General features: G+C 71.2%; 18 protein-coding genes. 10 read left to right on the top strand and 8 right to left on the bottom strand.

Going from position 1 to position 15,992, the window contains the following annotated elements; all coding sequences use genetic code 11:
• Positions 1 to 2 precede the first annotated feature (2 nt).
• Both ACFZDJ_RS09100 and ACFZDJ_RS09105 read right to left on the bottom strand, forming a co-directional pair.
• The gene (locus ACFZDJ_RS09100; RefSeq protein ID WP_391057288.1) at positions 3 to 770 is read right to left on the bottom strand and encodes a TIGR03943 family putative permease subunit; all 768 of its coding nucleotides are present in this window, start codon (positions 768 to 770) and stop codon (positions 3 to 5) included.
• A complete protein-coding gene (locus tag ACFZDJ_RS09105; RefSeq protein ID WP_391057291.1) occupies positions 767 to 1,831 on the bottom strand; it encodes a permease in 1,065 nt (354 codons plus the stop codon). Before ACFZDJ_RS09105 ends, ACFZDJ_RS09100 begins: the two co-directional genes overlap by 4 nt.
• A gap of 280 nt (positions 1,832 to 2,111) precedes the next feature.
• On the opposite strand from ACFZDJ_RS09105, the gene ACFZDJ_RS09110 reads away from it, so the two are divergent.
• The 6 genes from ACFZDJ_RS09110 (at position 2,112) to ACFZDJ_RS09135 (ending at position 8,656) form a co-directional block, all read left to right on the top strand.
• The gene (locus tag ACFZDJ_RS09110; RefSeq protein ID WP_391057294.1) at positions 2,112 to 3,863 is read left to right on the top strand and encodes an LCP family protein; all 1,752 of its coding nucleotides are present in this window, start codon (positions 2,112 to 2,114) and stop codon (positions 3,861 to 3,863) included.
• A 72-nt stretch (positions 3,864 to 3,935) separates the two neighbouring features.
• On the top strand, positions 3,936 to 4,577 hold the full coding sequence (locus ACFZDJ_RS09115) for a hypothetical protein (RefSeq protein ID WP_391057297.1): 642 nt from the start codon (positions 3,936 to 3,938) through the stop codon (positions 4,575 to 4,577).
• A 32-nt stretch (positions 4,578 to 4,609) separates the two neighbouring features.
• The gene (locus ACFZDJ_RS09120; RefSeq protein WP_391057300.1) at positions 4,610 to 5,176 is read left to right on the top strand and encodes a hypothetical protein; all 567 of its coding nucleotides are present in this window, start codon (positions 4,610 to 4,612) and stop codon (positions 5,174 to 5,176) included.
• 56 nt (positions 5,177 to 5,232) lie between these two features.
• A complete protein-coding gene (locus ACFZDJ_RS09125; protein ID WP_384908640.1) occupies positions 5,233 to 5,595 on the top strand; it encodes an ArsR/SmtB family transcription factor in 363 nt (120 codons plus the stop codon).
• Complete coding sequence (gene mgtA / locus ACFZDJ_RS09130) at positions 5,588 to 8,272, top strand: magnesium-translocating P-type ATPase (RefSeq protein ID WP_391057302.1); 2,685 nt, start codon at positions 5,588 to 5,590, stop codon at positions 8,270 to 8,272. Before ACFZDJ_RS09125 ends, mgtA begins: the two co-directional genes overlap by 8 nt.
• A 147-nt stretch (positions 8,273 to 8,419) precedes the next feature.
• Positions 8,420 to 8,656 carry a hypothetical protein gene (locus ACFZDJ_RS09135; RefSeq protein ID WP_391057304.1) on the top strand — a complete coding sequence of 79 codons (237 nt, stop codon included), beginning with the start codon at positions 8,420 to 8,422 and terminating at the stop codon, positions 8,654 to 8,656.
• Here the strand turns inward: ACFZDJ_RS09135 and ACFZDJ_RS09140 are convergent.
• Together ACFZDJ_RS09140 and ACFZDJ_RS09145 are read right to left on the bottom strand one after the other, a co-directional pair.
• On the bottom strand, positions 8,647 to 10,173 hold the full coding sequence (locus tag ACFZDJ_RS09140; protein ID WP_391057307.1) for an LCP family protein: 1,527 nt from the start codon (positions 10,171 to 10,173) through the stop codon (positions 8,647 to 8,649). The two genes, ACFZDJ_RS09135 and ACFZDJ_RS09140, sit on opposite strands and share 10 nt — an antisense overlap.
• Positions 10,174 to 10,247: 74 nt before the next feature.
• The gene (locus ACFZDJ_RS09145; protein ID WP_391057309.1) at positions 10,248 to 10,715 is read right to left on the bottom strand and encodes a DUF5990 family protein; all 468 of its coding nucleotides are present in this window, start codon (positions 10,713 to 10,715) and stop codon (positions 10,248 to 10,250) included.
• Positions 10,716 to 10,819: 104 nt separating this feature from the next.
• Here ACFZDJ_RS09145 and ACFZDJ_RS09150 point away from each other — a divergent pair, with 104 nt between their 5' ends.
• Positions 10,820 to 11,179: a hypothetical protein gene (locus ACFZDJ_RS09150; protein ID WP_390932977.1), complete on the top strand. Its 360-nt coding sequence runs from the start codon at positions 10,820 to 10,822 to the stop codon at positions 11,177 to 11,179.
• Between the two features lie 119 nt (positions 11,180 to 11,298).
• Here the strand turns inward: ACFZDJ_RS09150 and ACFZDJ_RS09155 are convergent, their stop codons facing one another.
• From ACFZDJ_RS09155 to ACFZDJ_RS09165, 3 genes are all read right to left on the bottom strand, one after another.
• The gene (locus ACFZDJ_RS09155; RefSeq protein WP_391057311.1) at positions 11,299 to 12,393 is read right to left on the bottom strand and encodes a glycosyl hydrolase family 18 protein; all 1,095 of its coding nucleotides are present in this window, start codon (positions 12,391 to 12,393) and stop codon (positions 11,299 to 11,301) included.
• A gap of 235 nt (positions 12,394 to 12,628) precedes the next feature.
• A complete protein-coding gene (locus ACFZDJ_RS09160; protein ID WP_391057313.1) occupies positions 12,629 to 13,180 on the bottom strand; it encodes a hypothetical protein in 552 nt (183 codons plus the stop codon).
• A gap of 193 nt (positions 13,181 to 13,373) precedes the next feature.
• Complete coding sequence (locus ACFZDJ_RS09165) at positions 13,374 to 13,559, bottom strand: hypothetical protein (RefSeq protein WP_384908653.1); 186 nt, start codon at positions 13,557 to 13,559, stop codon at positions 13,374 to 13,376.
• Between the two features lie 131 nt (positions 13,560 to 13,690).
• Here ACFZDJ_RS09165 and ACFZDJ_RS09170 point away from each other — a divergent pair, with 131 nt between their 5' ends.
• The gene (locus ACFZDJ_RS09170) at positions 13,691 to 14,254 is read left to right on the top strand and encodes an ABATE domain-containing protein (RefSeq protein WP_390932980.1); all 564 of its coding nucleotides are present in this window, start codon (positions 13,691 to 13,693) and stop codon (positions 14,252 to 14,254) included.
• 24 nt (positions 14,255 to 14,278) lie between these two features.
• Here the strand turns inward: ACFZDJ_RS09170 and ACFZDJ_RS09175 are convergent, their stop codons facing one another.
• Positions 14,279 to 14,872, bottom strand: coding sequence for an ATP-binding protein (locus tag ACFZDJ_RS09175; protein WP_391057316.1), 594 nt, complete (start codon positions 14,870 to 14,872; stop codon positions 14,279 to 14,281).
• A gap of 240 nt (positions 14,873 to 15,112) precedes the next feature.
• On the opposite strand from ACFZDJ_RS09175, the gene ACFZDJ_RS09180 reads away from it, so the two are divergent.
• Together ACFZDJ_RS09180 and ACFZDJ_RS09185 are read left to right on the top strand one after the other, a co-directional pair.
• Positions 15,113 to 15,709 carry a TetR/AcrR family transcriptional regulator gene (locus ACFZDJ_RS09180; protein ID WP_391057319.1) on the top strand — a complete coding sequence of 199 codons (597 nt, stop codon included), beginning with the start codon at positions 15,113 to 15,115 and terminating at the stop codon, positions 15,707 to 15,709.
• Between the two features lie 111 nt (positions 15,710 to 15,820).
• Positions 15,821 to 15,982: a hypothetical protein gene (locus ACFZDJ_RS09185; RefSeq protein ID WP_390932982.1), complete on the top strand. Its 162-nt coding sequence runs from the start codon at positions 15,821 to 15,823 to the stop codon at positions 15,980 to 15,982.
• Positions 15,983 to 15,992: the final 10 nt, after the last annotated feature.

Here is a 15,992-nt window from a genome sequence, read left to right on the forward strand (position 1 = left end):
ATCTAGAACAACGGAAGAGCGTCCGTGTACGCGTTCACCGGCTTGGCGACCTTCTTGACGGTACGGGCGTCCAGCGCGGCCGGGGCGGAACTCGTGCCCAGCGTTCCGCCGGGGTGCCACGTTCCCGTGACGGTCACCCAGGTGTCGGCGGGCAGGGCCGCCGCCCCGTGGATCCGCACCTTCACGGACTGGGCGTCCGCCGCGCAGCAGGTGAAGATGATCCTGGTCAGGTACCAGCCGTCGCCCCCCTTGTCGGGCGTGACGAAACCGGTCATCCGGATGCTACGGCCGCCGATGTCCCGCTTGTGGTCCTGCTGCACCCGGCTGGTGAACTGGGTGAGCGTCAGCAGGACGGGCGAGGTCGCGGGCAGCGGATCGAAGTACCGCTGCTCCGTGACGGCCTTGGGCGCCTCGCGCGCGGCGGTGTAGGCGCCGAGGGCGGGCGGGGCGTAGAAGAGCAGACTCAGCGCGGGGAGGAACAGCAGCCAGGCGATACGGGGCACGGTGGAGTGGTCGTGGCCGTGGCCGTGGTCTTGGTCGTGGTCTTGGTCGTGGTCTTGGTCGTGACTGTCGGCGGCGTCGGCGCTGCCCGGCTTCTGGTTCGACCACGCCTCCGCCACGCCCAGCACGAGCAGCAGCACCCCCGACGCGACCAGCATGGGACGCATCCCCTCCTTCACGAACCTGAGGCTCAGGTCGGTGAAGAGCGAGGCGTGCAGCAGGCCGAGGCCGCTGAGGACGAGCAGGGTCACCTGGAAGGGGCGTTTCACAGCAGTACTCCTCCGATGAGCGCGCTGCACAGGATCGCGACGACCGTCGTGGCCGTGGAGAAACGGACGGCGAAGGCCCGGCCGAAGGTGCCCGCCTGAAGGGCGATCAGTTTCAGGTCGACCATCGGCCCGACGACCATGAACGCCAGCCGGGCGACGGGCGAGAAGCCGGTGAGCGAGGCCGCGACGAACGCGTCGGCCTCGGAGCACACCGCGAGCAGGATGGCGAGCGCGGCCAGGAACAGCACCGACAGCCAGGGCGAGCCGGAGAACGCGTCGAGCACGGTGCGCGGGACCGCCACGTTGAACGTGGCCGCCGCCATGGCCCCGAGGACCAGGAAGCCGCCCGCGTGCAGGAAGTCGTGCTGGAAGCCGCGCCGGAACTCCCGCAGGCGGCTCTGCTCGGGCTGGTGACCGGTGTGCCGTACGACAGGCTTGAGCCATGTGTCGCGGCCCAGGAAGAGCCACAGCCAGCCCATCACGGCGGCGGTGGCGAGCGAGGCGAGCAGCCGGGCCAGCACCATCTCGGGGTGGCCGGGGAAGGCGATGGCGGTGGCGGTCAGTACGACCGGGTTGATGGCGGGCGCCGAGAGCAGGAACGCGAACGCGGCGGCCGGGGTGACACCCCGGCCGATCAGGCTGCTCGCGACCGGCACCGACGCGCATTCGCAGCCGGGCAGCACGACCCCGGCGACTCCGGCGACCGGGACGGCGAGCACGGGCCGCCGGGGCAGCACCCGGGTGAACACCCGGGCCGGCACGAACGCGTTGATCGCGCCGGACAGCGCCGTGCCGAGCAGCAGGAAGGGCAGTGCCTGCACGGTCACGGCGAGAGCGACGGTCCGCCAGGCCTGCATGGCCGGTTGCTCCATCCACCGGCCGAGGACGTAGAGCGTGGGCCCGGACAGCGCGCACGCTCCGAGCAGAAGGGGCCAGTGGCGGGGCCAGTCGCGCCGGGAACCTGTGGCACCCGCTTCCGCCGCGGGAGCCGCGACGGCCGCCTCCGCCGCCTTTGTGGACGGTTCATCCGCCCCCACGGCCCGTTCGTCTGTCTTCTGCACGCCAGCTCCGAATCTCGGATGATCGCACCGAACATAGCGGGCCCGGGCCCCAGCGCTCACCACGACTTCACCACATCTCGGTCATGAGCCGGACCACTGCGGCGACCGGCGACTCCGGACGTCGGAACGCCCCCGCGTCCGGAGCCCTCTCAAGGGGTGGTGGGCGGGAGCCGTGCTGGGTCTCGGGCCGGGTTGTTATATTGCGCAACCATGCAAGTGAGGCGCCCCGCAACGCCTGACGTATGCCTGAACGGCCCGACCGTTTCGTGGGAGTGCGAACATGACTGACCTTGGGGACGCCCCCACCGGCAACGCCACACGCAGCCACGCACGCGGGGTGCCCCGGCAGCGCCACACCTCTGGTTCCGCTACCTCCGGTTCCCCTGCATCCGGTTCCGCGCCCTCCCGTTCCGCGCCCTCCCGGACGGGGTCCCGGGCGCGTCCCAAGGTCGGCGCGGGGCGCCGGGGCAGGCCCGTACGCCGGGGCAGGCGGATCCTGCGGACGGCCGCGATATCGCTGTCGGTGCTGGTCCTGGCCACGGCGGGCGTGGGGTGGTGGTTCTACGAGCATCTGAACGGCAATCTCCACAGCGTCCCGCTGACCGACGGCACGGGCGACAGCGCGGGCAAGGAGAAGGCCGACTCCTTCGGCAGGACCCCGATCAACCTCCTGGTGATGGGCAGCGACGGGCGTACCAACGCGAGCGACTGCAAACTGGGCGGCGGCTGTTCGCAGACTGGCGTGCAGTCCGGGTCCAACGCGGACGTGGAGATGGTGATGCACATCTCCGCCGACCGTTCCAACGCCACCGTGATGAGCATCCCCCGCGACACCGTGACCACGGTCCCCGCCTGCAAGGACACCGAGACCGGCATCTCCACGAACGGCTACACCGGCATGGTCAACAGCGCCCTGCAGTACGGGCCCGCCTGCCAGGTGGCCACCGTCCACCGGCTCACCGGCATCCCCATCGACCACTTCGTCAAGCTCGACTTCTCCGGCGTGGTGAAGATGTCCGACGCGGTGGGCGGGGTGTCGGCCTGCGTCGACAAGGACGTCTACGACACCTACTCGCACCTGAAACTCGCTCAGGGCACGCACACCCTCAAGGGCGTCGCGGCCCTGGAGTTCGTCCGCTCCCGGCACGGCTTCGGCGACGGCAGCGACCTGGGGCGCACCTACTCCCAGCACCTCTTCCTCAGCTCGATGATCCGCAAGTTCAAGAGCGCCGGCACCCTCACCGACCCCACCGCCGTCTACCGCCTGGCCGACGCCGCCACCAAGGCCCTCACCGTCGACACCGGCCTGGGCACCATCAGGAAGCTGATCGGGCTCGCCGCCGACGTGGACAAGGTCCCGGCGAAGCGCATCACCTTCACCACCATGCAGACGGCGCCCGACCCCAATGACAGCAACCGGCTCGTGCCCGCCGCCACGGCCCAGAGTCTGTTCGCCACCATCGCGAACGACCAGTCCCTGACCAGCTCGTCGGGCGAGAAGACCGCCGCGGCCTCCGCGACAGCCAAAGCCACCGCCACCGCCTCCGCGGTCCCCGCCGCGCAGATCGCGGTCACCGTGGAGAACGGCACCACCGTCGCCGGCCGGGCCTCCGCCGTCGCCACCGCCCTGATCGACAAGGGCTTCAGCTCCGGCACCACCACCGGCAACGCCGCCGGCACCACGTCCACGACCACCCTCACCTACGGCAGCGGGCACAAGGCCGAGGCCCAGAGCGCCGCCAAGGCCCTGGGCCTGCCGTCCTCCCACCTCAAGCAGAGCGACGCCACCGGCAGCACCGGCCTGACCCTGGTCATCGGCACCGACTGGACCAGCGGCACCGCCTACCCCGCCACCACTCCCGCACCCGCCGACACCAAGGCCGCCACCTCCAACGCCCACGCCGAGACCGCCGACCAGTCCAAAACCTGCGCCAAGGTCAGCCCGTACAGGACCGTCAGTCTCAACGGCGTCGCCATGACCCCCACCCAGGCCTACCGAGCAGCCGCCGGCATCAAGGACTCGGCACCGTGAGCCGGCGCTCGAAACCTTTGGGGATTGCGCAATCCGGGAACCATCACACTGGCGCGCGGCGACGGGGGAGACATGGCGGAACCTGAGCCCTCAGGGGCGGACATCGGCTACATCAGCGTGACTTTCGAACGGGTCCTGGACCAGGCCCTGAACTCCCGGCGGATCAGCGATGCGCTGGAGCGGTCCGCCGGGACGCTCAACCGGGAACAGTTGCGGACCCGCGCGCTGCGGGAGCGCACCGCCATCGCCGCCGTGGCGGCCGTCGAGTACCGCGCGTACACCGAGAGCAAGGCCTTGGCAGCCGAGCAGACCGGTGAGCGCGACAGCAACGGCAACGGCAACACCGGCGGGGGCGGGCTGCTCCCCGTGCTGGCGGTGTTCGTGCCGAGTCTGTCGGCCGTCGCCGCGGCGGTGTTCCTGGTGTCCGGGCTCGCCCTGCGCGCCTTCGGCGGGCGCCCCTACATCGGCGCGGGACTGCTCACGGCCGGGTTCGTCGCGGCGGCTGTGGCCGTCGGCGGCGCGGTCGCCGATCTGGCCTGTCTGCTGGTCGCGGCGGCCCACAACCGCTCCGCGGTGGACGACGGGGCGCCCGCCGGCGAGGACGCGGAGGTGAAGCGGGCGCGCGAAGCGTGGCAACTCGCCCTGCGGGAGCGCGGGATGATGCCGTTCCTCCTCGCCCGCCTCGACGAGGCCGACACCAGGGACCACGTGTGACGTACGTGTCCGGCCTCCGGCAAGAGGATCGAGTGGAATTCGAACGAGTGCTGCAGTGCGCACTCGACGTCGTCGACATCCGTTCCGCACTGCGCCGCGACCCCACCGGAAGGGCCGCGAGACGGCTGCGGGACCTGGCGCTGGAAGCCACGGAGGAGATCGCCTCCGCGGCGGCCGACGAGTACCGCGACTACCTCGCCGCCCGTGAGACCCGTGACGCCCGTGAGGCCGCCGAAGGCGGGCTGTGGCCCGTTCTCGCCGTGCTCACCCCCGTGGTGGCCGCCGTCGCGGCGGCGGTGCTCCTGCTGATCGGGTACGGAGCGCGTCTCGTCGAGGTGGCCGCCGGGTTCGCCACGTCGGTCGTCACGGCGGGCTGGGTGCTCGCACTCACCGCGGCGCTCACCGCGTGCGTCGGTCTCTGGGCCCTGTTGCGCACGGCCCTGCGTCAGCGCGAGGGTCAGCGCGAGGGCACGTCCGACGGCCGCCGGGAGCCCGCCGGTGGAACCGACGTGGACCGGGCCCGGGAGAGATGGCGGCAGGCCCTGCTGGAGCGGGGCTTGTTGCCCTACCTGCGGAGCCACCTGGTGGCGGACGCCTAAACTGGGTCGGCGCGGACGCGGGCACGAAGGCCCGGGGCGGGACAGGAGAAGAGACTGTGACGGCATACGCGGGTGGCTTCGATGATCCGCCCGTTGAGGTGCTGGCGGACGCGGCCGCCGCGTTCGGACTGCTGGCCTCCTCGCACCGGCTGCACATCATGTGGGCCCTCGCGCAGGGCGAGAGCGACGTGACCCACCTCGCGGAGCGTGTCGGCGGCGCCCTGCCCGCCGTCAGCCAGCACCTGTCGAAGCTGAAGCTCGCGGGTCTCGTCCGCTCCCGGCGCGAAGGCCGCCGGCAGGTCTACTACGTCGACGATCCCGATGTCGTGACCGTGGTGCGCGTGATGGTCGGACAGCTGGCCGCACGTGCCGAGGAGGCATCGGCACCCGTACGCAGGCTGCGCGGGATCGGTGGCTGAGACGTCCGCGACGGCGGGAGGGGGCGCCGAGCGCCCCACCTCCGCGGACGGCCCGACGGCAGAGGAACCCCAGGTCTTTCAAGCCACTTCGGGCGGGGAGGAACACGGCGAACCGACCGCGCTTCAGCTGCTCCGGCGGCTGGACAGCGGTCCGCGGGGACTGACGCAGACGCAGGCCGACGAACGCCTCGCCCGGTTCGGGGAGAACATCCTGCCCGCCCGGCGCCCCGTTCCCTGGTTCGGGCGGTTCCTGCGCAGTCTGCGGGATCCGTTCACCGCCGTACTGCTCTGCCTCGGCCTGGTCTCGGCGCTCGTGGCCTCCTGGGGCACCGCGAGCGTGATCACCGTACTGGTGGTGGTCAGTTGTGTGCTGCGGTCGTCCGGTGAGCACCGGGCCGACCGTTCGATGGCGGCGCTGCGTGACCTGGTCGCCAGCACCGCCACCGTGCTGCGCAGGACCGACGCGGACGCGGTACCCACCGACCATGACCTGCCGGTCGACCAGCTGGTGCCGGGGGATGTGATCCGGCTCGGTCCGGGCGACCTGGTCCCCGCCGACGTACGGCTGCTGCGGGCCGGCGGGCTGACCGTGTACCAGGCCGCGCTCACCGGAGAGTCGGTGCCGGTCGCCAAGTACCCGGTCGACGCGCCGGGCGCCACGGCGGGCGAGCTGTTCGAGCAGTCGCAGCTGTGCTTCCAGGGCAGCAGTGTCGCCTCTGGCAGTGGCACCGCCGTGGTCGTGGCGACCGGTGCGCACACGCGGTTCGCCGAGGGGTACCGGGACCCGGGGCGGCGGGAGGCGAGCGCCTTCGACCGGTCCGTGCACGGCATCTCCTGGATACTCATCCGGTTCATGCTGCTCACCCCGCCGCTGGTCCTGATGGCGGGCGCGGCCCTGCGCGGGCGGGGCCTGGAGACCCTGCCGTTCGCCGTCGCGGTGGCGGTCGGGATGACCCCGGAGATGCTGCCGGTCATCGTCACGACCTGCCTGGCCCGCGGGGCGTCGCTGCTGGCCCGTACGCACGGAGTGATCGTGAAGCGGCTGCCCGCGCTCCACGACCTCGGCGCCATCGACGTGCTCTGCGTGGACAAGACCGGCACCCTCACCCAGGACCGGCCGGTCGTCGACCGCGCGCTGGACGCGGACGGCGAGGACGCGCCCGAGGTACTGCGCCGGGCTGCCGCGGCCGCCTGGTGGACGCTGCAACTCGCCGACCTGCCCGCACCCGACGCCCTCGACGAGGCGCTCCTGCACACGGCCGACGAGGACGACCTGACGGCGTACGACGGGATCGCGGCGCTGCCCTTCGATCCCGTACGCCGCCTCGCCACCGCCGTCGTACGCACCCCCGGCGCCGTCGGCTTCCACACCCTGCTGGTCAAGGGCGCCGTCGAAGCCGTACTGGAGCGCTGTGCGCTGGAGCCGGAGACCCGTGCACGGCTGCTCGCCCGCGCCCACGAGCTGACGGACGACGGGCTGCGCGTCCTGGCGGTCGCCACCGCCGTCCGCCCCGCCCGCCACCGCGACTACACCCCGGCCGACGAACGCGGCCTCACCTTCGAGGGGTTCGTCACGCTGCGGGACGCGCTGGTGCCCAGCGCGGCCGACGCACTGCGGGTGCTCGCCGACCGGGGCGTCGCCGTACGGGTGCTGACCGGGGACCACCCGGGCACGGCCGCCCGCGCCTGTCGCGACCTGGGCCTCGACCCCGGGGAGGTACGCACCGCCGCCGACCTCGACGGTCTCACGGACACCGAACTCGGCGAGCTCGCCCGTCGCACCACCGTCTTCGCCCGCTGCACGCCCGAGCACAAGGCGCGTATCACCGTCGCCCTGCGCGCCCGCGGACACGCCACCGGCTACCTCGGCGACGGTGTCAACGACCTGCCCGCACTGCACGCCGCGGACGTCGGCATCTGCCCGCGCGACGCCACGGACCTGGCCCGGGAGAGCGCCGACGTGGTGCTGGCCGACAAGGACCTCACCGCGATCTCCCACGCGATCACCGCGGGCCGCTACTCCAGCGGCAACATCGGAACCTATCTGCGGGTCACCCTCTCCTCCAACCTCGGCAACGTGATCGCGATGCTCGCGGCGGGCATCCTGCTGCCCTTCCTGCCGATGCTGCCGACACAGGTCCTCGTGCAGAACATGTGCTTCGACGCGGCCCAGCTCGCCTTCGCCTACGACCGCCCCGCGCCGGGCACCCTGAAGCGCCCCACCGTGCTGCGCTCGCGCGATCTGCTGGGCTTCATCACCGGCTTCGGCCTGCTGAACGCCGTCGCCGACCTCGCGACCTTCGGCGTTCTCGCACTCGCCGTGCACGGGCCCGGGACGGCGAACGACGAGTCCGTGTTCCACTCCGGCTGGTTCACCGAGAACCTGCTCACCCAGGCCCTGGTGATGCTCCTGCTGCGGCTCGGCCGCCGGGGCGTCGAGGGCCGGCGGAAACCGGGTCCCGTCGGCTGGGGCGCGGCCGCCCTCACTGCCGTCGGCCTCGCGCTGCCGCTCTCCCCGCTCGGCCCGCCGCTGGGCATGACCGCGCTGCCCGCCCTGTACTACCTGCTGCTCGCCGCCGTCCTCGGCCTGTACGCGGTGGGACTGGTGGCCACGCGGTCACGCTACGAACGCCGTCGCTCCGAGGACCAGGGCGAAGACGAGTGCGCATACGCGTAGGCGTACGTGTACGACCACGGGATCTCGCACAGTGATCAAGGTCCGCGCGGCGAGCGCATCCACGACGGAGGGTGACGCGGGCTTACTCTTCCCTCCAGCGATTCGCCTCGGCGCACCGGTGAACGGGCGGAAGGGAGAAGGCGGGACATGGCCGCATCCTGGACGCGGTGGCGGTGGCTCACTCTGCTGGTCCTCGCCCTGGCCCTCTACGTCATCGTGCGGGCGGCCAACACCCCGCAGGCCACCCCTTCGCACGACCCCCCTCCGCGTGCCACTCCTTCGCCCGCCACCTCTTTGTCCGCCACCGCTTCGTCGGCCACCACGCCGCCTGGGACCACGCCGCCTGGGACCACTTCGCCTCCGGCAGACGCGGTCTATCCGTAGGACAGGTTGGAGCACACGTCGTCGTCGGCGGAGCGCGCGTCACGCGCCACCGAAGTGGGCAGGGCGGTGGGCGTGGACGTGGGTGAGGCCGGGGCCGACGTGCTGCCCGTGGTGACGTAGGCCCGGCCCAGGACCACGTCGACGCCCGCGCCCGGCACGGACTTCAGCTCGGCGCCCGGAAAGAGCCGGGCGACCGTCTGGGCCCGGGTCCGCAGGCCCGCGCCGTACTCGATCACCGTGCCGGCGCGGTCCCGGTCGACCGCGTTCGCGGTACGGGTGACGGTGAAGCCGTGCTCGGTGAGGGCCGTCGCGGCGCGCGAGGCCAGGCCGCGCGTGGTGGTGCCGTTGTAGACGGCGACGTCGATACCGTCCCCCGAGACCTCCGCGGCGGTACCGGGCGCGGTGGCCGTGGCGGTCCGCCCGCCCCGCTCGCCCTTCTTTTCGCCGGCGTCGGTGCCGTCGAGGGTGCGGTCGGCCTTGAGCGCGGCCCACAGCTGATCGGCGTCCGGCTGGACGATCGCGACCCGCTCCCCCTGGTAACGCCACGGGATGGTGGCGAACTTCGTGTCGTGGAGATCGATGTTCTTCAGCGACATCGCGAACCCGATCAACCGCTTCGCCGTTCCCAGACCCGGGTCGACGGTCAGCGACTTCGTCGCGGCGTCGGCGAGCGGCAGCAGTCGGGTCGGGGTGAGCCCGTCGCTCTTCACCTTCTTCACCAGGCTGGCCACGAAGGCCTGCTGGCGTTTGATGCGGCCGATGTCGGAGCCGTCGCCGATGCCGTGCCGGATACGGACGTAGTCCAGCGCCCGCTGCCCGGAGAGGTTCTGCTCACCCTTTCTGAAGAGCAGCCCGCCCCGGGTGGCGCGGTGGGGGTTGAGATCCTTCTCGTACACGTCCTGCGGGAGGCACGCCTTCACCCCGCCGACGACCCGCGTCAGGGCCGCGAAGCCCTTGAAGTCGATGACGACGGTGTGGTCGACGCGCAGGCCGGTCAGCTTCTCGACCGTGTTCTGGGTGCAGGCCGGATTGCCCTTGGCCGTCTGCCCCACGGAGTACGCCTCGTTGAACATCGTGTTCGGCCGTGTCCTGGTCCACGTCCCGTCCGGGAGCTTGCACGGGGGGAGGGTGACCAGTGTGTCGCGGGGGATCGAGACGGCGACGGCGTGCCGGTGGTCGGCGTAGACGTGCAACAGGAACGCCGTGTCGGAGCGGCCGATGTCGCCCTTGTCGCCACCGCCCAGCGCGCTGTTTCCGTCCGTGCGCGCGTCCGAGCCGATGACGAGGACGTTCTCGCCCTTCGTCGAACCGGCCGGCCGGTCCTTGGAGAGGCCGTCGGCGCCGAAGGTGTCGATGTTGCCGTTCAGCTTCAGATAGATCCAGCCGAGTCCGGCCGTGCCGAGCAGGAGCACGGTCAGGGCCACGACGAGGGCGATCCGCAGGGGGCTCCTTCTGCGGCGCGGCCGCCGTGCCTGGTCGCTGGTCGTCACACGTGAACTCTCATCCGTCCGACTCATACGTAGGGGACGCTCGGCGCCGCCCGATGGTTGTAAAGTTGCGCAATGTGGCAATAGTGGCGGGCGCTGGGTGGCTACGAGGCGGGCTCGGCGGTCCATGTGATGTGCGGAGGTTCGACCCGCGCGCACAGGGGGTTGCCGTGCGCGTCGGTCAGGCCGAGGCGTCCGACCAGCAGGCCCTCACGCGCGGCGGCGGCGAGCACCTCGGCGGGGATGACGTCGAGCATGAGCTTGGCGCGCCGGAACATGCTGAAGACGCCCGACTCGTCGACCGTGCCCCATGACAGGTAGACGAACCGGCGGCCCAGACGGTCCTGCACGTAGGGCCCTTTGACGTCCGTGCCGGCCGGTGAGGCGAGCGCGGTGCACTCCAGCGTCCAGGTCGCGAACGCGGCGTCACCGGGCTGCGGTTCGAGGAGTTCGGCCGGACGGTCCCGGCGTTGTACGGCCACGTGGATGTTGTCGTACGTCGGCGCGCCGCTGCCGGCGGGGGCCGGACAGGTGCGGCCGGGCAGGTCGACGGCGTCGATACGGATGAGCATGCCGACCATCATCCCGCCATTGCGGCGACGGTTCTCCACGAGCTGCCATGCGACAAAGGGGACAATACGATGAAAAACGGCCTCGCGTCTCACGGGGCGCCCCGGTGAACGAGCGGGGCGTACTGCCCAGATGGGGTGATGCGCGCACGGCGTGGCGGAGCGAGGCCTCCCCACCGGTGTCCTGTGCGGCCGATGTGGTCGCCGCCCACGCGGCGCCCGCCACCACGCCCGGCGCCGCGCCCCGCGCGACCTGCAACGTCGAAAGAGAGTCGAACGGCAAGTACCACCTGTGGGGTGTGGGATTCCCCGGTGGCGCCAAGGTGACCTTCTCGGGCTCCAGCACGGGCACCGTCTCGACGGACCACACGGGAAGGTTCGACGTCGACGGTCTGAGCGGAAGCAAGTTCGTCGTCAGGACGGCCCACGGGAAGACGACGCTCACCTGCGCAAAGATCAATCACTGAGGTCTCCGCGCGCTGCGCGGTTCTGGCGCACCGTCAGCCCAGTGGCCGCGAATCGACGTACCCCCAGGTCCCCGACCTGGGGGTTTCGCGCGGCGCGTGACGCCATGGAGGACGGGCCCCTAGCCGATGCCGACGCCGACGCCGACGCCGATGCCGCGCGTGAACGGCTCGAAGATGTGGCTGAAGGACCAGGTGTCCTGGGCGATGCCGGAACAGGAGTTGGCGCCGGCCGTGCCCACGCAACCGCCGTTGTCGCGCTGGAGCGCCCAGAAGGAGAGCGTGTCGATGCCCTTGGCGACCGCCCAGTTCTCCACCTTCACCGCGTCCTGCGTGGTGAAGGTCTCCTCCGGGCCGAAGTCGTCGATGCCGGGCATCTCGGTGACGCCGATCATGTGCCAGAGCTTCGCCGGGCTCTTCTTCGGGTAGAGCGCGGCGAGTTGGCCGTGCAGCCCGGAGGCGGCGGTCTTGGTGTCGGCCGCCATGTCGTGGGTGGCGCCGTCCCAGTAGTCGAACGTCATGATGTTGACGACGTCCACGCGCGCGCCGTTGTCGACGGCGTTCTTCAGCAGCGCCACGCCGTTGGGCGCGAGGCCGGTGGCGGTGGTCGGCAGCGTGTAGGAGAACTGCACGCTGCGGCCGGTCCGTTCGGCCCAGCGCTCCACCTTGGTGATGGCCTTGTTGCGGCGGTCGATCCCGGCGGTGTTGTTGATGGAGTCGGCCTCGATGTCGAGGTCGATCCGGGTGACGCCGTAGGTCTTGACGAGGCTTTCGTAGACCGAGGCGATGGCGTCGACATCGGTGCAGCTGTCGGCCAGTTCGGTGTTGGTGGTGTCGGCGCTGTAGCCGCCGAAGGACGGGATGACGTTGCCGCCGCGCGCCTGGATCGTGGCGATGTCCCCGCCGAAGGTCGCCTTGGCGATCGGCTGGGTGGCCGCGCCGTTCCAGTACGCGGTGCACGAGCCCGCCGCGGCCGTCTGGAGAAAGGCCATCGTGAGGTACTTGTTGCCCGACTCGGCGGCGAGCGCGGCGGGGCTCTCGCCCGTCCAGGCCTCGAAGTACGGCGCCGCCACATGCGCGGGCATGTGCCGCGCGACATGCGCGGGCGCCCGCTCCGCGGCGAGCGCCCCGCCTCCGCCGAGCGCGACCAGCCCGGCTGCGAGAGCGGTCGCGGTGGCGCCGGACAGCAGCGCGCGAAGTGGCCCAGATCGTCTCATTGAGGCTCCCATGGTGAAGGAAGAGCAGGTGGGACAGCGGGAATCCGGAAAGGTTCGTGCGATGTCCACCGGTCGGTACACGCCGGAGAGCTCTCCATGACCAAGGGCGAACAGGGACCATGGTTGGACTAGACCAATTGTCTGTCAAGGTTCTTTACAGTTAACTGTTCAAAACATGGCGCAGCCGCTCTCGGAACCGGGCTGTTCCCCGGGAGAGTCGCGCGGTGAGGGTGGTTCAGCAGCCGGTGCGGGTCGGCGTGAACTCCATGCGGGCGTGCTCGTCCGCGTGGCGGGCTTTGCCGTAGGTGGCCGGGGTGACCTGGTACCAGACGTCGTCCCTGGCGGTGTCGCCGTCGACGTTGTCCAGGCTCACGCACCACCGCTGCGGCCGAACGGTTCGTGTGTACGTCTCGGTGCCGCTGCGGACCTTCTTGCAGCTCTGGTACCGCTCCGTGGTGTACCAGGTGCGGGTCGTCCGGTGCGTGCCCGTGCCCGTGCGCTGGGTGTGCCTGACCTGCCTGGTGGCGGACGTGCACTTCCTGGCCAGGTGCGGGCGGGTGGCCCTGGTGGTCTTCGCGGCGAGGTGGCGGACCGAGTCCCTGAGCCCGGAGATGGTGTCCGGGCTCGGCGGGGCCTTCTGGACGGTGCCCCCACCGCTCTGGCCGACGTCGGTCACGGCTCCCGGGTCCACGCCGCGCGAGCCGCCCCCGCCACCGCCGCCGCACGCGCCCAGCCCGGCTATGAGAACCGCGGTCGCTCCGGCCACCAGCAGCCTCTTGCCGAACATGTCTCCCCCCGAGGTCAGCGGCGGTCAGCGTAACGGATCACCGGCCACGCGGCGCCCGGGGGAGCACGGGGAACCTTGCGCTGTCAGAAGACCTGTGTGAAACAGCCGAAGCCGATCACGAGCACCCCCACGATCGCTGTGAGGGCTCTGAGGACCTGTGGTGTTCTCGTCGTCATCCCGGACTCCTTTCTGTTCACAGGCAGTTGCGGACGAGCCAGTCGTCCGCGCTGTACGCGTCCCGCGCGGGGTCGGGCACCGTGGCGGGCCGCTCCTCGACCGTGTCCTCGACCCGAATGCGCTCCGGCAGCGCGCCGAACCGCGCCCGGCGTGCCGCCTCCGCGGCGTCGGGGGCCTTCTCCGTCCGCTCCGCCTGTGTCATCTCGCGTACCTCGCTTCGGTATGAGCACTTCGGTGTGAGCACCGCAGTCGGTGACATCGACCAGTCACCTGTTCAACTGGTGATGGTGTCCAGATGTTCCGGCCTCGCGCATCACCTGTCAAGATGGTGATGTGGATCTGGATCACGTCTTCGTCTGCGGGAACCCGGCACTCGACTTCGCCGCGACACTCCGCGCCCGCCGCTCGCTACGGTTCGAGATGCTCGCCTCGCCGGACCGCCTCGACGCCTGGTACCTGGAGTCCGGAGTCGTCGACTCCGTCGCCGGGAGCCAGGACTCCGACGTCGGGCGGGCGACGGCGGTGCGGGAGGCCGTCTACGCGCTGGTCACCGCCCGCCGGCTGGGCGACGCCTACGACGACGAGGCCCTGGCCGTGCTGAACGCCGCGGCCCGGAAGCCCGCGGCGACACCCCAGCTCACCCCGGCGGGCCGGTGGACGGCGGCGACCCCGGAGGAAGCGCTGTCGACCGTGGCGCGGCTCGCCGTCGAACTGCTGGCCGGACCGGATGTGCCGCTGCTCAAGGAGTGCGGCAACCCGGAGTGCACCCGCGTCTATGTCGACCGCTCGCGAGGCATGCGCCGGCAGTGGTGCGGCATGGAGTCCTGCGGCAACAGGATCAAGGCCGCGGCCTACCGTGCCCGTAAGAGGGAGACGCGGGCGGTCGCGACCGCCTGATCGACGGTCGGCGCGCGCACCGGCTCAGTCGCAGGCGGGTGACTCCTGCGGCGAGGATGCGTTCGCCGGCAGTTGGAACCACATGGTCTTGCCGGTGGCCGTACTGGTGCTGCCCCAGGCCTCGGCGAGCAGATCGAGCAGGTCGATGCCACGCCCGTTTTCCGCGTCGGTGTCGACGACACGCCGTACGGGCCCGGTGGGGTCGGTGTCCTCGACCTCGCACCGCAGGCGGGAGTCGCGCACCTGCAGGTTGAGCCGCAGCGGGCCGCGCGTGTGGCACAGGGCGTTGGTGACCAGTTCGCTGACCAGGAGCTCGGCCGTGTCGGTCAGGTCCTGCAGACCCCAGTCGCCCAGTTGCGCGATCACCAGGCGTCGGCCCCGGCGGACCGAGGTCAGCTCCCGCGGCAGGGGCCAGGAGGCGTCCCAGTCGGTGGCGCGGCCGCGAGGCGCGTCAAAGGGGCGTACGGGTGCCAGCGTGCGCGCCCAGAGAGCCTGGTGCCGGGCGATCCATGAGGTGAGTGCGGTCTTCCGTCCCGACTCTTCCTGTCGGCGGCGGCAAAGCCGGGCAACGTATCCCCTGCGCGAGGTCGCGGTGAGGCCGATGGCCTGGAAGGCCATGGAGAATCAGTCCCTTCTGAAGCGTCGGCGGCCGTGGTTGCCGCGGCGGCGGAAGTGCGCCGCTGACCGGGCAGGGCATGCCGGGCCTCGCATTCGCGTAGCACTCGCTACGTATTAAATATACGCGTAGCGGGCGCTACAGTAAATACCACAGCGAAGGCAATAAATCAGACATATCGATTCCGCCTCGCTCCGCCCCGCGCAACGGCAACCGCCGACCCGACCGCACTGGGAGCCCCCATGCCGCGCCCGCCCGACCCTGCCAAACGACGCGACCTGCTGGACCAGGTCCGCGAGTACATGATCCGCAATGGCCTGACGGACCTGTCCCTGCGCCCGCTGGCCCGGGCCCTGGCTACCAGCGACCGCATGCTCCTGTACTACTTCGGCACCAAGGAACGCATGGTCGCCGAGGCGCTCGCCCTGGACGAGCGGCGACCGCTCCTGCGCGCCCGGAGCCTGCTCGGCGCCGCCGGCGCTCCCAGGGACCCGGCGGGGCTCCGCGGTTTCATGGAGGAGGTCTGGCAGCAGTACAGCGACCCGGACCTGCGCGCCGCGATCCCCCTCTATCTCGAGATCATGGTCACCGGTCTGCTCCGTCCCGACCGGTACGGACCCGTCATGCGCGACGCGCTCACCGAGTGGAAGGGCCTGTGCACCTCCGTCTTCCGTGAGATGGGTCTGCCCGAGGCGCGAGCGCGCACGGAGGCCGTCCTCCTGGTCGACGCGTCCTTCGGGCTGGTCGTCGGCCCCGTGGTCGACGGCGACTGGGACGAGGCCGACGCGGCCTTCCGCGTCCTCCTCGACCGCCTCGAACCCGGCTGGCGAGCCACGTAGCGAACGCCGCCCCGGTGCGCGCGGCGCTGTGGGGGACGTCGCGCGAGGGGACATACAAACCGGTACGTTGGGAATGAAGGGCGCATCTCCTCCCCCTGTGGGAGTCCCACCATGCGCAGGATCAGTCAGCGCTGCTTGAGCGCGGTCGCGGGCCTGGCCGCCGCCCTCGTCGTCGCCCCGCCGGTGTCGGCCGCGACATCGACCCCGCACGGTCGGCCGAGCGCCCAACAGCACACGGAAACATTCCAGTTGGTCGCCAAAAAGACCCAGTGAGTCCCCGTTC

Origin of the sequence: Streptomyces sp. NPDC007896, assembly GCF_042959425.1 — a bacterium.
Taxonomy (GTDB): domain Bacteria; phylum Actinomycetota; class Actinomycetes; order Streptomycetales; family Streptomycetaceae; genus Streptomyces.

Bases quoted from the DNA above. Each gene is read 5' to 3' on its own strand.
- ACFZDJ_RS09165 (WP_384908653.1), bottom strand. From the start codon at position 13,559: ATGACACAGGCGGAGCGGACGGAGAAGGCCCCCGACGCCGCGGAGGCG.
- ACFZDJ_RS09110 (WP_391057294.1), top strand. From the start codon at position 2,112: ATGACTGACCTTGGGGACGCCCCCACCGGCAACGCCACACGCAGCCAC.
- ACFZDJ_RS09115 (WP_391057297.1), top strand. From the start codon at position 3,936: ATGGCGGAACCTGAGCCCTCAGGGGCGGACATCGGCTACATCAGCGTG.
- ACFZDJ_RS09140 (WP_391057307.1), bottom strand. From the start codon at position 10,173: ATGAGTCGGACGGATGAGAGTTCACGTGTGACGACCAGCGACCAGGCA.
- ACFZDJ_RS09180 (WP_391057319.1), top strand. From the start codon at position 15,113: ATGCCGCGCCCGCCCGACCCTGCCAAACGACGCGACCTGCTGGACCAG.
- ACFZDJ_RS09185 (WP_390932982.1), top strand. From the start codon at position 15,821: ATGCGCAGGATCAGTCAGCGCTGCTTGAGCGCGGTCGCGGGCCTGGCC.
- ACFZDJ_RS09155 (WP_391057311.1), bottom strand. From the start codon at position 12,393: ATGAGACGATCTGGGCCACTTCGCGCGCTGCTGTCCGGCGCCACCGCG.
- ACFZDJ_RS09135 (WP_391057304.1), top strand. From the start codon at position 8,420: ATGGCCGCATCCTGGACGCGGTGGCGGTGGCTCACTCTGCTGGTCCTC.
- ACFZDJ_RS09175 (WP_391057316.1), bottom strand. From the start codon at position 14,872: ATGGCCTTCCAGGCCATCGGCCTCACCGCGACCTCGCGCAGGGGATAC.
- ACFZDJ_RS09145 (WP_391057309.1), bottom strand. From the start codon at position 10,715: ATGCTCATCCGTATCGACGCCGTCGACCTGCCCGGCCGCACCTGTCCG.
- ACFZDJ_RS09160 (WP_391057313.1), bottom strand. From the start codon at position 13,180: ATGTTCGGCAAGAGGCTGCTGGTGGCCGGAGCGACCGCGGTTCTCATA.